18 protein-coding genes are annotated in these 13,749 nt (G+C 36.3%); 14 read left to right on the forward strand and 4 right to left on the reverse strand.

All coding sequences use genetic code 11. The features are described 5' to 3' along the window. Positions 1–3 precede the first annotated feature (3 nt). Both F5ESL0261_RS01170 and F5ESL0261_RS01175 read left to right on the forward strand, forming a co-directional pair. The gene (locus tag F5ESL0261_RS01170) at positions 4–621 is read left to right on the forward strand and encodes an SIS domain-containing protein (RefSeq protein ID WP_034978942.1); all 618 of its coding nucleotides are present in this window, start codon (positions 4–6) and stop codon (positions 619–621) included. A 48-nt stretch (positions 622–669) separates the two neighbouring features. Continuing rightward, on the forward strand, positions 670–1,560 hold the full coding sequence (locus F5ESL0261_RS01175) for a dihydrodipicolinate synthase family protein (protein ID WP_122051865.1): 891 nt from the start codon (positions 670–672) through the stop codon (positions 1,558–1,560). Between the two features lie 297 nt (positions 1,561–1,857). Here F5ESL0261_RS01175 and F5ESL0261_RS01180 read toward each other — a convergent pair whose 3' ends face one another. Together F5ESL0261_RS01180 and F5ESL0261_RS01185 are read right to left on the reverse strand one after the other, a co-directional pair. Then, on the reverse strand, positions 1,858–2,079 hold the full coding sequence (locus F5ESL0261_RS01180) for a hypothetical protein (RefSeq protein WP_122051959.1): 222 nt from the start codon (positions 2,077–2,079) through the stop codon (positions 1,858–1,860). 18 nt (positions 2,080–2,097) lie between these two features. Next, positions 2,098–2,484 (reverse strand): hypothetical protein, encoded by a 387-nt coding sequence (locus tag F5ESL0261_RS01185; protein ID WP_122051866.1) that lies wholly within the window; start codon positions 2,482–2,484, stop codon positions 2,098–2,100. Between the two features lie 187 nt (positions 2,485–2,671). On the opposite strand from F5ESL0261_RS01185, the gene F5ESL0261_RS01190 reads away from it, so the two are divergent. Next, on the forward strand, positions 2,672–3,013 hold the full coding sequence (locus F5ESL0261_RS01190) for a hypothetical protein (RefSeq protein WP_122051867.1): 342 nt from the start codon (positions 2,672–2,674) through the stop codon (positions 3,011–3,013). A gap of 70 nt (positions 3,014–3,083) precedes the next feature. Here the strand turns inward: F5ESL0261_RS01190 and F5ESL0261_RS01195 are convergent, their stop codons facing one another. Continuing rightward, a complete protein-coding gene (locus F5ESL0261_RS01195; RefSeq protein WP_122051868.1) occupies positions 3,084–3,845 on the reverse strand; it encodes a DeoR/GlpR family DNA-binding transcription regulator in 762 nt (253 codons plus the stop codon). Between the two features lie 199 nt (positions 3,846–4,044). Here F5ESL0261_RS01195 and ulaG point away from each other — a divergent pair, with 199 nt between their 5' ends. The 7 genes from ulaG (at position 4,045) to F5ESL0261_RS01230 (ending at position 9,766) form a co-directional block, all read left to right on the forward strand. Further along, entirely contained in the window at positions 4,045–5,118 is a 1,074-nt protein-coding gene (gene ulaG / locus F5ESL0261_RS01200; protein WP_122051869.1) for an L-ascorbate 6-phosphate lactonase, read from the forward strand. Positions 5,119–5,154: 36 nt separating this feature from the next. After that, positions 5,155–5,631 (forward strand): PTS sugar transporter subunit IIA, encoded by a 477-nt coding sequence (locus F5ESL0261_RS01205; RefSeq protein ID WP_122051870.1) that lies wholly within the window; start codon positions 5,155–5,157, stop codon positions 5,629–5,631. Between the two features lie 5 nt (positions 5,632–5,636). Then, complete coding sequence (locus tag F5ESL0261_RS01210) at positions 5,637–7,130, forward strand: PTS ascorbate transporter subunit IIC (protein ID WP_122051871.1); 1,494 nt, start codon at positions 5,637–5,639, stop codon at positions 7,128–7,130. A 21-nt stretch (positions 7,131–7,151) separates the two neighbouring features. After that, a complete protein-coding gene (locus F5ESL0261_RS01215) occupies positions 7,152–7,454 on the forward strand; it encodes a PTS sugar transporter subunit IIB (protein WP_122051872.1) in 303 nt (100 codons plus the stop codon). Between the two features lie 12 nt (positions 7,455–7,466). After that, positions 7,467–8,105: a 3-dehydro-L-gulonate-6-phosphate decarboxylase gene (locus F5ESL0261_RS01220; RefSeq protein ID WP_122051873.1), complete on the forward strand. Its 639-nt coding sequence runs from the start codon at positions 7,467–7,469 to the stop codon at positions 8,103–8,105. A gap of 72 nt (positions 8,106–8,177) precedes the next feature. Next, complete coding sequence (locus F5ESL0261_RS01225; RefSeq protein ID WP_122051874.1) at positions 8,178–9,059, forward strand: L-ribulose-5-phosphate 3-epimerase; 882 nt, start codon at positions 8,178–8,180, stop codon at positions 9,057–9,059. A gap of 11 nt (positions 9,060–9,070) precedes the next feature. Then, positions 9,071–9,766, forward strand: a complete 696-nt coding sequence (locus F5ESL0261_RS01230; RefSeq protein ID WP_122051875.1) for an L-ribulose-5-phosphate 4-epimerase — start codon at positions 9,071–9,073, stop codon at positions 9,764–9,766. 125 nt (positions 9,767–9,891) lie between these two features. Here the strand turns inward: F5ESL0261_RS01230 and F5ESL0261_RS01235 are convergent, their stop codons facing one another. Beyond that, positions 9,892–10,572, reverse strand: a complete 681-nt coding sequence (locus F5ESL0261_RS01235) for a hypothetical protein (protein WP_122051876.1) — start codon at positions 10,570–10,572, stop codon at positions 9,892–9,894. A gap of 56 nt (positions 10,573–10,628) precedes the next feature. On the opposite strand from F5ESL0261_RS01235, the gene yaaA reads away from it, so the two are divergent. The 4 genes from yaaA to F5ESL0261_RS01255 all read left to right on the forward strand — a co-directional run bounded on the left by yaaA (position 10,629) and on the right by F5ESL0261_RS01255 (position 13,749). Further along, the gene (yaaA, locus tag F5ESL0261_RS01240; RefSeq protein ID WP_122051877.1) at positions 10,629–11,396 is read left to right on the forward strand and encodes a peroxide stress protein YaaA; all 768 of its coding nucleotides are present in this window, start codon (positions 10,629–10,631) and stop codon (positions 11,394–11,396) included. A gap of 29 nt (positions 11,397–11,425) precedes the next feature. Next, positions 11,426–12,031, forward strand: coding sequence for a histidine phosphatase family protein (locus F5ESL0261_RS01245; protein WP_122051878.1), 606 nt, complete (start codon positions 11,426–11,428; stop codon positions 12,029–12,031). A 135-nt stretch (positions 12,032–12,166) separates the two neighbouring features. Beyond that, the gene (locus F5ESL0261_RS01250) at positions 12,167–12,688 is read left to right on the forward strand and encodes a TetR/AcrR family transcriptional regulator (RefSeq protein ID WP_122051879.1); all 522 of its coding nucleotides are present in this window, start codon (positions 12,167–12,169) and stop codon (positions 12,686–12,688) included. Continuing rightward, positions 12,688–13,749: an ABC transporter permease gene (locus F5ESL0261_RS01255; protein ID WP_122051880.1), complete on the forward strand. Its 1,062-nt coding sequence runs from the start codon at positions 12,688–12,690 to the stop codon at positions 13,747–13,749. The genes F5ESL0261_RS01250 and F5ESL0261_RS01255 overlap by 1 nt, the downstream gene beginning before the upstream one ends.

The following is a 13,749-nucleotide window of genomic DNA, read 5'->3' on the forward strand; positions in this document are numbered from 1 at the left end:
AATATGGATATTATTTCAAATATACAAGATGTCATTGAAAAAGAAATTTCGGCAATTGAACAGGTAGAAAAAGATCTACCTCTTAATGATCAAGATTACGAAAAAGTAGTTAATAAAATTATTTCTTTAAAAGAAAATGGCAGATTAATTTTCACTGGAGTAGGTAAGTCAGGCCATATAGGTAAAAAACTTGCTGCTACATTTGCAAGTACTGGTACACCTTCATTTTTTGTGCATGCTACAGAAGCTATGCATGGTGACCTAGGGATGATCACTGCTTCTGATTTGGTTATTGATATATCAAATTCCGGAGAAACTAAAGAAGCTGTCGCGGTAGTTGCACCAATTCAACGATTAGGTGCAAAAGTAGTCGCATTAACTGGCAATCAGGACTCAACTTTGGCCAAAGACTGTGATTACTTATTATTAGTCCATGTAGATGGTGAAGCAGACGAACACAACTTGGCTCCCACTAATAGTTCAACTTCCGCGTTAGTAGTCGGAGATGCAATTGCATTGACAGTCTCCAAAGCTAAGGGATTTTCTGAAAAAGACTTTGGCAAATTTCATCCGGGAGGAGCACTAGGCAAGAGGCTCGTTAAAGAAGGAGTTATTAAATAAAAAAAGAAGGAGTTATTAAATAAAAACATTTATGAAGGAGATGGCAAAATGTTCAATGGTATTATTACTCCGATTGTGACGCCTTTTAATCGTGACAAAGCACAATCGATTAATTACCAGGCAGCTCATGTGTTAATTGACAAATTAATTAGTGCTGGTGTAAGTGGTATTTTTGCTCTTGGGAGTAATGGTGAATTTCACGTATTAACTCACGCTGAAAAAATTGCTTTTGTGAAAGCCGTGGTTCAGTACGTTGATCATCGCGTGCCGGTTTTTGCAGGAGCTGGGGCTTGCTCAACGAGTGAAACTATTGCTTTATCCCATGAGATGGAGGCTGCAGGAGCTGATGCCTTGTCAATAATAAATCCATATTTTATTAGACCACAAGATGATGAGCTATTTGACTTTTATCGTGATGTGGCAGCAAGTGTTGATTTGCCAGTAATTATGTACAATATTCCTAAAAATACCGGTTATAATATTCCGGTTAATGTTGTACGTAAACTTGCTGAAATTGATAACATTGTCGGGATTAAAGACAGTAGTGGTGATGTGGATTTAATTCGTAAATATCAAGAAGTTGCCACTGACAATAAGTTTCAAGTACTAATTGGTTCAGACTCAAAGATTTCTGTCGCTTATAAAATGGGTGTAAAAGCTGCTATTGCTGGAACAAGCAATCTAATTCCAAATGTTTTAGTTAACCTTAATCGTGCTCTAAAAGATGGCAATGATCAAGAAGCAGAAAAGTTACAAAAAAGCATAGATGTTTTACGTTCAGCCCTAAAGTTAGGGACGGTACCTGCAGTTTTAAAGCGATCTGTAGAATTAGCCAATATTGCAAATGTAGGCCCAGCACGTAAACCTGTGAGAGAAACCACGACTCAGGTTGACCAGGAAATTATTAAGATGCTCAAGTATTATGATCTGCATTCATAGTTAAAGCTAACTGATTAATTTGAAGCCACTATTTCATGATTATTCACTGCAATAGAAGAGACAGCATCTCCTGGTGAAAAGCAATGATAAAAATGACGCATTGATTGTGGCAATAGTGGATTTAGAAACTTTAATATTAAAAAAAGACTGATAAATTTCGTTTGTGAAACGTTGATTTATCAGTCTTTTTTGTATAACAATTTTAGCTAATGTGTAGACACTATTTTTCTAGTCTTTTTTATTCACTTCAGAGACACTGCTGTTAACTTTTTTGGGATTTACTGGCTCTCCAAATACTTATTTATTTTTTCTAGAACTGTTATGAATAAATAATTTACGAGTATCAAAGGTAGTCTTATGGTAAATTGTATTATATATCTTTCTTTTTGGATGGGCCCAACCCATACCACGTTTACCATAGTTGGGAATAATAGCTCTTTTTATAGCTCTTGTTGCTCTTCCCTTTGTTCTGGCAGAGATGGACTTTCTTAAACTAGGCTTTCTAAAACCGATTTTAATCATTACTTATTCTTCTCCTTAATCTTCCCATTTACATAAGGTGTAGCCTTGGTTACTAGCCCTTTTTAATGATATTTTGGTTATATTTCCATGTGCTCTTCGAAGACCACGGCAATTCGGATTAAAATGGTATCTTCTCCCCGAATTAGGAGCTATGTAGACTTTACGTACATTACGTTTGGCGATAGCTTTCCGCTTTTTTTGCTTTCTTTTACGAGTAGCTTTTCTTCTTTTGACAGTTACTTTTTTCGCATTACTTTTTACTACTTTTGTTGATTTTGCAATAACCGTTTGTTGTACACCTTGTATACCTGTATTGCCAGAAACAAAAGTAGTGAAAAAAGTTATAAAGACCACTACAAAATAAAACCAAATCTTTTTATAAAAAGGTTTTTTATACTGCATATTTTACCTCTCAAATAAACTAATTAGTTCTTTAATATAATCATATCGCATATAGAGATAAAATGTGTAAGATTTTATATAAATGTATATAATATAAATCACATATCTTAAGTTAAAAACTTGCTTGGAAATAAAATTCTGATTTACATTTAAGCAATACTTATATAATATTGGCTGAGGCGAGATTATGAGTATAGGACCTTTATCAGAGTGGGTTACTGCGGCCGCTGAAATTGCTGCTGTATGTGTTGCTTTATTTTTACCTGTTTACGATAAAAAACAGGAAAAATGTAAAAAGACACGTAATATGAAGGCAATTTTTAGATTTTTAATGAGAAAAGCACTGGACGAAAAAGATACGTCAAATTTAGAATCTTACTTTAAAATAAGTTATCTGGTGATTGATAGTAATGACGATAAGCAGATTTATTCAATAGTGCAACGTGCAATTGAAATTTTAAATGATAAAGATATTACGCAGGATAAAAAAGAAACAGATATTGAGCAACTGCTGGAATATCTCAAATAAGCAAATTTTATTTCTGAACGAATTAAAGCAGGGGTGAAAAGTAATAAAGTTTTCGCCCCTGCTTTTTTGCTTATAACTGTATTTGAATAACTTGCACACCAGCTTTTATAAGCCCTTCAACCGTATCTCTTGGCGTAAAAGAATCCGTAATCAGTAAGTCTATATCACTGGCCTGACCGATTACAAAATTAGAAAATTGGTTAAATTTGCTGTAATCAGCAACCACTATTAATTTACGAGATTGTTTAATAATAGCTTTGTTAACCTTCGCCTCTTCCATAAAGGGAGTTGAAATACCCCGTTCAAGACTTAAACCAGCACAACCAATAATTGCCCAGTCGGCAAAGATTTTTAAAAAGGGTTCAACTGCTAAGTCACCACTCATAATCATTTTTCGGGTAACGGTACCTCCACTTAAAATAATTTGACTGTTGCTGGCACGTATATCTATATTCCCAGCATAGCCATTGTTGGTTAAAATGTTGACATCTTTTTTTAATAAGTAAGGAATTGCTTCAAAAGCAGTAGTGCTTGAATTGATAAAGACCCAGTTATGTTTCTCAATATGAGTAGCGGCTTCTTCACCCAGCCTTTGCTTAATGTAGCTGACGGAATCAGTAAAAGGAACTTCCTCAGGCTTGACCAAAGAAATTACGCCTTTTTCTTGTAATATTTTACCTTGATTAGCCAGATTACTGCAGTCTCTACGAACAGTCATAATTGAAACATTCAGCTTTTGACTCAATTCATCCAAGCTGATGTTTTTTTGATGATTAAGCAAATTAATAATTTTTTGACGTCTATTCTTGATTTCCTGATATGAATTTTTCATTTTTAAGTCCACCGTTTAACATAATACATTTTTCTTATCCAAAAAATTAACATAAAATATGATATTTATCAATAAAATAACTTATTATTTGTAAAAATATCATAAAAATAAAATATTATCATTAAATATGGTTGAAAGCGATATCACACTACAATATAATTTAACATGAAAACAAGATAAAATTTTGTAGGAGGAAAAGATGACAAAACCAACAAATATTAATGATGTTACACCAGCAGTTTTTGCAGAAAATAATTTCCCAGAATGGGGAACCTTTTTGAATGAACAAATTGCTACGAAAAAAGTACCAGAAAAATCGTTTGCAATCTGGTGGTTAGGCTGTATGGGTACCTGGCTCAAAACACATGAGGGTACAAATATTGCAATTGACATGTGGAACGGTACTGGTAAACATACCCATGGCGATGGGAAGATGCGTCAAGGACACCAAATGATGAGAATGACTGGTGGAGAAGCTTTACAACCTAATTTACGTAATAAACCTTACGTAATTGATCCATTTGCCATTAAAGATTTAGATGCTCTGTGTGTTACTCATACTCACCACGACCATTTGGACATTTATACAGCAGCTTGTGTTAATAAGTTTTGCCCTAATGCAAAATTTATCGGGCCTCAAGGCGTAGCTGATGAATGGGAAGAATGGGGCGTTCCCGCAGAAAAAATCACTGTAGTTAAACCAGGAGATGAAGTAAAGGTTGGTTCAGTAACAATCAAGGCTTTAGAAGCTTTTGATCGGACTGAACTTGTTACAGAAGATGATCCGAACATTAAATTGGCTGGTACTAAGCCGATAGAAATGGCCAAAGTAGCAGTTAACTATCTCGTTGAAACTTCAGGTGGAAACTTATACCATTCAGGCGATTCACACTATTCTAACACTTTTGTGAAACATGGTAACGAAAATGAAGTTGATGTAGCCCTTTGTGCATATGGTGAAAATCCACGTGGAATTACGGATAAACTTGATGATTCACAAGTTTTACGCATGGCAGAAGCTTTAAAGACAAAAGTTATTATCCCAATGCATTATGACATTTGGACTAACTTCTACAGCGATCCTAAAGATATCTTGGCCCTGTGGAACAGAAAAAAGAATCGCTTACAATATCAGTTTAAACCATACATTTGGCAAGTCGGTGGAGAATTTAACTTCCCTCAAGATAAAGATAAATTTGAATATATGTACGATCGCGGCTTTCATGATGCATTTAAAAATGATCCTGACTTACCATTCCCAGAATTACTATAATTCTCTTTTTCATTAAAAATTTGGTAGGAGGAAATCATGCTCAGATATTTTTTAGAAAATCACTTGATTAATATCAGTCAGAAACACCCAAAAGATTGGCAGGAAGCCATCAGGATATCGGGTGAAATAATGAAGAAAAATAATCTTGTCACGGATAAATATATTGATCAGGTAATTGCAGACGTCAAACAATATGGACCGTATATTGTGATTGTTCCCGGTGTGGCAATGCCCCATTCGCAAGCAAATAGTTCGGAGGTTTTAGGCACTGGTATTGGTCTGACAATATTCCCAAAGGCAGTTTCCTTTGACCCAAATGATCCAGAAAAAGATGCGCAACTATTCTTTATGCTGGCTGCTAAAGATAACCCTACTCATATGAAAAATATTGCTAACCTCTCCAACTTGCTGATGGAAGATGGCATGATTGAAGACCTACGTAAAGTGAAGAATTTACAAGATTACCAAAAAGTCATGCAAAAACATGATAAGAGTAAAGAAAAAAGCAGGTAAGAAAAATGCAAAATATTTTAAATGCTTTATTAGCTATTTGGAGCTACTTTGCCACTAATGTTTTGAATCAACCAGCATTTATGATTGGTTTTATCGTTCTCATTGGCTATATATTGGAACATAAAAAGTGGTATGAAGTTCTGTCAGGTTTTTTAAAGGCTACAGTTGGTTACTTTATATTAGCTGCCGGTTCCGGTGGTTTGGTTAACACATTTAGGCCAATTCTGGTAGGTTTAAAAGATCGTTTTCATCTTAGTGCGATGATTATTGACCCGTACTTTGGTCAAAATGCGGTTAATGCAGGCATTATGCAACGGTTTGGTCGTTCCTTTGCAGATACAATGCTTTTATTGCTATTCGCTTATATTATCAACATTTTATTGGTCAGATTTTCAAAATATACTAAACTGCGGGCTGTTTTTACAACTGGCAATGTGCAAGTACAACAGGCTGCAACTGCCTTTTGGTTAATATTGTTCTGTTTTCCTAAATTAAATCGCTTTTCAATTTTAGCAATCATGAGTTTGATTTTGGGGCTTTACTGGGCTGTAGGTTCAAACCTAACAGTTGGCATTACTCAAGAATTAACTGATGGTGCAGGTTTTGCTGTTGCTCACCAGCAGATGTTTGGTATTTACTTTTTTGCCAAACTTTCTGAAATGATCGAAAAACATTCGGTGAAAAAGAGCAAAGGTAAAAACAAACGACTTGAAGACATTAAACTGCCAAGTTTTATGTCAATCTTTAATGACAATATGGTATCGACTTCAATCTTAATGTTGATTTTCATAGGTGCAATTTTAGTAGTTCTGGGGCCAGATTACTTAATCAAGGCTCACTTTATGCAAAAAGGACAAAGTTTTATTTTCTACATTTTGCAGACTGCCCTGCAATTTTCAGTTTACCTGGCAATTCTTCAGCTTGGGGTAAGAACTTTCGTTAATGAATTAACTGAATCATTTACGGGAATTTCAGATCGCTGGCTGCCAGGAGCTGTACCGGGGATTGACGTTGCTGCCACCTTAGGTTTTGGTTCACAAAATGCACAAACTATTGGTTTTATGTTTGGTGCATTAGGCCAATTTACCATGATTATCTTGTTGCTTGTTTTCCACTCACCAACTTTAGTCATAGCCGGATTTATTCCGCTGTTCTTTGACAATGCCGCTATAGGCCTGTATTCAAATGACCGTGGAGGCTATAAGTGTGCGATGATTATGCCGTTCATTTCCGGCTTAATCCAAGTTGCAGGTTCAGCTTTAATCGCTACCTGGGTAGGTATGGCAAGATACGGTGGCTACCTCGGCATGTTTGACTGGGCTACTGTTTGGCCATTCTTCACGGTAGTCATGAAATATCTCGGCTATATCGGTGTAGCAGTAATCATTATTATGCTTTTAGCTATTCCACAATTACAGTACCGTGCCGATCCTGAAGGTTACTTCATGATCACTGAAGATTACCCAGCATGGAAGAAATTAAATAATAAAGAAGAATAACTAGAGAAAGGACGATTCTATATGAAGATTTTGACTGCGTGTGCTAATGGTTCTGGAACAAGCCTGATGTTGCTGCGGACCGTCAAGAAGACATTGGAAAAGATGGGCTACCAAGTAACTCAAGCTGATCATACTTCTATTTCAGAAGCAAAAGGCATTGCGCGTAACTATGACGTAGTTTTTACCTCAATTCCATTTATCAGTATGTTTGATGAAGTTAAAAAGCGTGGCGGTGAGGTCATTGGCATAAAAAATGTTATTTCAGCTAAAGAAGTTGAAGACAAAGTAAATGATTCTGACATTCCCACAAAGTTTAAAAAGTAATAGGAGAAAATAATGGATTTACCAAAATTACAAGTAGCTTTAGACAGTGATAATACAGCGCAGGCAATAGAAGTTTTACGTAAAGTTGAAGACGTAATTGATGTTGTTGAAGCAGGAACTATTCTGGTTTATAGAGACGGCTTAAGTGCGGTAAGAAATTTGCGTGCAATGGCACCAGATAAAATCTTGCTGGCTGATATTAAATGTGCTGATGCTGGTACTAAGTGTGGTCAATCATGCAAAGCTGCCGGTGCTGATTGGATGACATGTATTAATGCAGCTACCGTTCCTACTATGAGCAATGCTCAAAAGGAAATTGAAGTTCAAGTTGAACTTTATGAAGGCTGGGATAATAAAGAAAGAATGCAGGAATGGCTTGATCACGGCATTCATCAGGTAGTTTACCATCAAAGTCGTGACGCAAAGTTTGCTGGCCAAAAATGGTCGGAGCAGGACGTTGAAAATGTCAGAAATCTGATCAATATGGGCTTTGAGGTTTCAGTTACCGGTGGCGTTCATCCTGAAATTTTAAAGCTGTTTAAGGGAGTTCCAGTTTATACCTTTATCGCTGGTCGTGCTATCAGAGAAGCAGATGACCCACACGCTGTTGCCAAACAGTTTAAAGACGAAATCAACAGAATTTGGGGTTAATTAAATACTAAAAAAGGGGATAAGTGAGCAATCGTTCATTTTCCCTTTTTTAATAAATATGAGGAGAGAATAATGACAGTTAATGCTTTAGGAATCTATGAAAAAGCTTTGCCCCAGAACTTGTCGTGGCGGGAAACTTTTGAATTAACACATGACTTGGGCTTTAATTTTTTAGAATTTTCCGTTGACGAAAGCGATGAACGTTTAGCGCGCTTAGATTGGACACGAGACCAGAGAAGTGAAATCCGTAATCTAATGTGGGAGACAAATACCAGGATAAATAACCTAATGCTATCGGGTCACCGACGCTTTCCCTTAGGTTCAGCTGATCCGGCAATTCGCGAGAAATCCTTGGTAATGATGCAAAAAGCAATTGATCTCTGTGTCGATTTGGGCATCCACAATATTCAAATGGCCGGCTATGATGTTTTTTATGAAAAAAAGACTATGACTTCCAGAGAATATTACGTTGAAAATCTGATTAAATGCGTCCATATGGCAGCCAGAAAAAATATTATGCTGTCAATTGAAACGATGGATGATCTCTTTATTAACAGCCTGCCTAAGATTGCCCATTATCATGATTTAGCTAAAAGCCCGTGGCTGCAAGCATATCCTGACTTAGGCAATTTGAGTGCATGGCCGGAAAACGATGTGCCAGCGCAACTTGAAAAATATATTGATACTATCTGTGCAATTCATTTAAAAGACAGTAAAAAAGTTACCCCAACTTTTAAGGGTCAGTTTAAAAACGTACCTTTTGGTCAGGGTTGCGTTGATTTTACCGGCTTGCTCCGTACTTTAGTCAGATTAGATTACAATGGCAGTTTTACTATTGAAATGTGGTCTGGAGATAACGGTGATGAAAATGCACTTGATGAGGTAAAAAGTGCCAAGGTATTTTTTGATGATATTTTTAAACAGGTAGGCATTACTCAAGAAAAGGTAAATTAAAGGAGAATAAGATGCTGGAAAAATTGAAAGAAGAAGTATATGAGGCTAACATGTCACTACCCAAGTTAAATTTGGTGACCTTTACTTGGGGCAATGTTTCAGGAATAGATAGAGAGCAAGGTTTATTTGTAATTAAACCCTCTGGGATCCCTTATGAGGAGCTGAAGCCAGAAGATCTGGTGGTTATTAATTTAAAAGGAGAGGTAGTTGAAGGAGACAAAAATCCGTCATCAGACACACCAACCCATACTTATTTGTATAATCATTTTCCTAAAGTTGGTGGGATTGTGCACACCCATTCACCATGGGCAGTTTCATTTGCGGCTGCTAAAATGGATATTCCTGCACTAAACACAACTCATGCAGATACCTTTTATACTGCTGTGCCGGCTGCTGATGCCTTGACTAAGGCAGAGATAGAAGAAGATTATGAAGGCAATACCGGTAAGACAATTGTGCGTACCTTTAAAGAGCGTAATCTTGATTACGAAGCTACACCAGCAGCTTTAGTCAGTCAACACGGCCCGTTTGCTTGGGGTGAAAATGCGGCTAAGGCAGTTTATAATGCCAAAGTATTGGAAGTAGTGGCGGAAGAAGACTTTCATACTTTAGAGTTAACCCATCAGAATTCCGAATTACCGCAGTATTTGCTGGATAAACATTACTACCGTAAACATGGTCCGAATGCTTATTATGGTCAACGGTAAAAATTAAAAACTGAATCATTAAAAAACTGATAAATCTTTGTTTCATGATATAACCTGAATTTTTATTCAAGTGACATAAATTTAACAAGATTTATCAGTTTTTAAGTTGAAATTGTTATTGAGTGCTAATATTTAGTTTCTTTAATATCGTCTTCTGGCCGGTGCTCTTGAATCCGAATTAGCTGCCAGGTAAAATCACTTGCAGGCACATCCTTTAAGCTGATGCTCAATTCGTCATCAGTAAAAGTGAAATCCAGCTCAGTCCTATTCTCAATCATTTCGATACGATTAGGATTGTCGGACAGACCCAGAATTTTTAGCGTTTCTGGCAGTGGCTGCTTGATAAAAATATATTTTTGATAAGGCATGTGCCTATTCTGGAGTACGAAACCGTTATTGTCTTCTACATTGCTAATTTTAAGCGCGCAGGGTTCGCTTTCATTAAAAGCATGGCCAAAAAGATGCATCCAGTTGTTGATTTGCTTAAGCATTTCTTCAGTTTCAGAAGGCAACTTACCATTATCTGTGACCGGAATATTAATTATCGTATTTTGCCCATCTTTACGATTGGCTACAAGCTTTGCAATTGGATCTGCTGGGACTAAATCACAACTTTCTTGGATAGTTTCTGCATCGACCAAAGCAATAGTATATTTTGCACAAGCTTTTTCAAAGTCTGTTTGATGAGCGTCAACGCTGACAGCCCGGGCTCCAATATTGCGAGCAGTTTTAACTAAAAAATCAGCGTCTACATCTTTTGCGCTTTTTAGTTTAAAATTTAATACGATGGCAAAATCAGGATTCATTGATTTCTCTCCTTCAGTAAATATTATTAATAAGTTTAACCCAAAAGGTGGTAAAGATGAAAATTATTATTTCACCGGCAATGAAAATGACAGTTGATAATGACTCTTTTTCTGCAAGGACACACCCACAATTTTTAGCTCAAGCTCAAGAATTAGCCACTTTTCTAAAAAAATGCAGTTTTAACGAATTACAAAAAATTTGGCAATCTAGTGAGCGTACAACTAAAGAAGGTCAAAGACAAATTCAAACTCTAAACTTGAGTCAAAAAGATGGCTTAACTCCTGCGATTATTTCCTATTTTGGCATTCAGTATCAATATATGGCTCCCGACCTGTTCACTAAGCCCGCCTTGTCTTATTTGCAAGAGAATGTCCGTATATTATCAGGTCTGTACGGTGTTTTACGACCTTTTGATGGTGTATGGCCATACAGATTGGAAATGAAAAACAAGGTAAAGGGGTTTAAACAGCCCAATTTATACCGATTTTGGGGCACGACAATTGCAGACAATCTTTTTGATGAAGATCAGATACTCATTAATTTGGCTTCTAAAGAATATTCGCGCAATGTTACTCCATACGTTAAGAATGGCAGGCAGATGATTACTGTTGATTTTCAAGAAAGGAAAAATGGTCAGTGGAAAACAGTTGGGGTGCATGCCAAGATGGCTCGCGGAGAAATGGTGCGCTATATTGCTGAAAACCAATTAACTGAACCTGAGCAACTACAGGACTTTCATGATTTTGGTTTTGTGTTTGAGCCGAAAGTTAGTACTGATGACACTTATGTTTTCAGGACAAAGTTCGATTTTAAACGGCGCTAAAAATTAAGATATAGAAATGTGAGGTTATTATGGAAATTGTTTTTGTTCGCCACGGTCAGACGGATTTAAATAAAACTGGTCGTATTCAAGGCTCGGTTTTTGATCATGATTTAGATAAGACTGGTCGTGCATGTGCTGAAAGAGCTGCTGCGAATTTTGATCCTGCGGGATTTGATGTGGTTTTTTCAAGTCCTTTAAAGAGATCTTTGACAACCGCTGAAATTTTTACTAAAGGACAAAAAGAAATAAAAATTGATCAAAGGCTAACGGAAATTAATTTTGGCGAATGGGACGGTCATTTTCTTTCAGAGCTGGGGCAAAAATATCCTGATGCCATTGATCCGTGGGGCAAGGCTGCAGCTGACTATATTAAATATGCTCCAAGTGGCGAATCTTTTGCAGCATTGGATCAAAGGTGTGGCAGTTTTTTAGATGATATGAAAAAGAATTATTTGACTAAAAAAGTGCTTGTATTTTGCCATGGTACTTTAATTAGAATGATGTTTGCCCACTATTTTACGCATGGTGACATGAAGTATTTTGAAACCATGGATAATTGTGCTTTAGCAAAAGTTTCTTATCTTAATGGTATTCCCCGGGTAAATTATTATAACCGTATTTTAACTTTTGAATAGCGTACTAAGCCTCATTGAGAGGCTTTTTTTATAAAAAATTATGCGAGCATTATAATTGACCACTAAAAATAAATGAACTATTATTTTTACAAAGTGACACTGTGTCACTTACGAAAAAAGGAGATGATTTGGAAAATGGCTAAGTCAACTTTTATTAACTTGCCTGCTGGTAAAAAGAAAAAAATTGAAAGTGCGTTGTTAAAAGAATTCAGCAGCTATCCTTTGGCAAAAGCACAAGTAGCGCGAATAGTGAAAGAAACAGGCATCGCACGCGGGACTTTTTACAAATATTTTATTGATTTAGAAGATGCATACCATTATATGTATGAATTAGCTCTAAAAAGTATTCATTTACCCATAAAAATAAAAGCGCAGTTTGATGCACAACAATATTATGTCAATGTTGTGCATTTTATTGAAGAAATGCAGACAAGTACATATGCGGGATTAATAAAAATGCATATCTTGTATAACGAAAGTTCACCTGGTCATCCTTTTACACCAAAAATACTAGCTGGATTAGATCCGCAGAATTGGAGTGCAATGGTGCTCAGTCATGCCACCATTCGTTTAGTATTAGCAAATCCAATTCAAAAAAAGGCAATTATGACTCGTTTTAAGGCGAGCTTGGAACTGTTAAACAAAGGAAAGAACTAATGTTTTTAGCAATTAAAGAAATAAAAAGAGAGAAACTACGTTATGGGTTAATAATCTTAATGATTTTTTTGATTAGTTATCTGATATTTGTCTTATCAGCACTGGCAACTGGCTTGGCCAGTGAAAATACGCAGGCACTTGAATCTTGGGATGCTCAAAAAGTAGTCTTAAATAAAAATGCTAACGTAAGCATGAGTCAGTCATTTCTAACAAAAACTGATTTAAAAAAAGCAACACTATCTAAAGATGAAGCTTTATTGGGCCAAATTCCAGTGGTAGTTAAGAAAGCCGGACGTCCCCAAATTTCAGCACAATTTATTGGAGTTAAAAAGAAGCAGTTTATTTATCATGATGAGGAACTTATTGCGGGTAGAAAAGCAAAAAAGAATTATGAGGTGGCTGTTGACCAGGCGTTTGAAACCAAAGGGTACAAATTGGGCGACAAGCTTGCACTTAACGGCTCAAGCAGAAAGTACAAGATTGTGGGTTTTGTTAAAAATGCGAAAATTAATATTGCTCCAATTATTTACGGGACATTGGAGTCTTGGAAAAAATTGCGGCAAGGGATGCCAACTTTAGAGGCTTCAGCTCTAATTTCTCGTAATCATAACTACAAGTATAATTATAAAGATAGCAAAACTTATCCCATTGACCAATTTATTAAAAAACTTCCAGGATATACAGCGCAAAATATGACTTTTGAATTGATGATTGGATTTTTATACATTATTTCGTTAATTATAATCGCAGTTTTCCTATACATTTTAACAATGCAAAAAATGCATAACTATGCGGTCATGCGTGCTCAGGGGATTCCCAGCAGCACTTTAGTAAAAGCAACCGTTACCCAGGCAATTATATTGGTCCTTGCTGGATTAGTCATTGGCTTGGCAGCAATGTTTGTGACGGTTAAGGTTTTACCGGCCGCAGTTCCCATCAGCTTCACGCCAAGAATCATTCTGACCGGTACAGTAGGTTTGCTGTTAACGGCAATTATCGGCAGTTTAATTCCAATCAGATCAATTTTAAAAGTAGATCCGGCACAGGCAATAGGTGAATAA

This window comes from Lactobacillus sp. ESL0261 (assembly GCF_003693025.1).
Lineage (GTDB): Bacteria > Bacillota > Bacilli > Lactobacillales > Lactobacillaceae > Lactobacillus > Lactobacillus kullabergensis.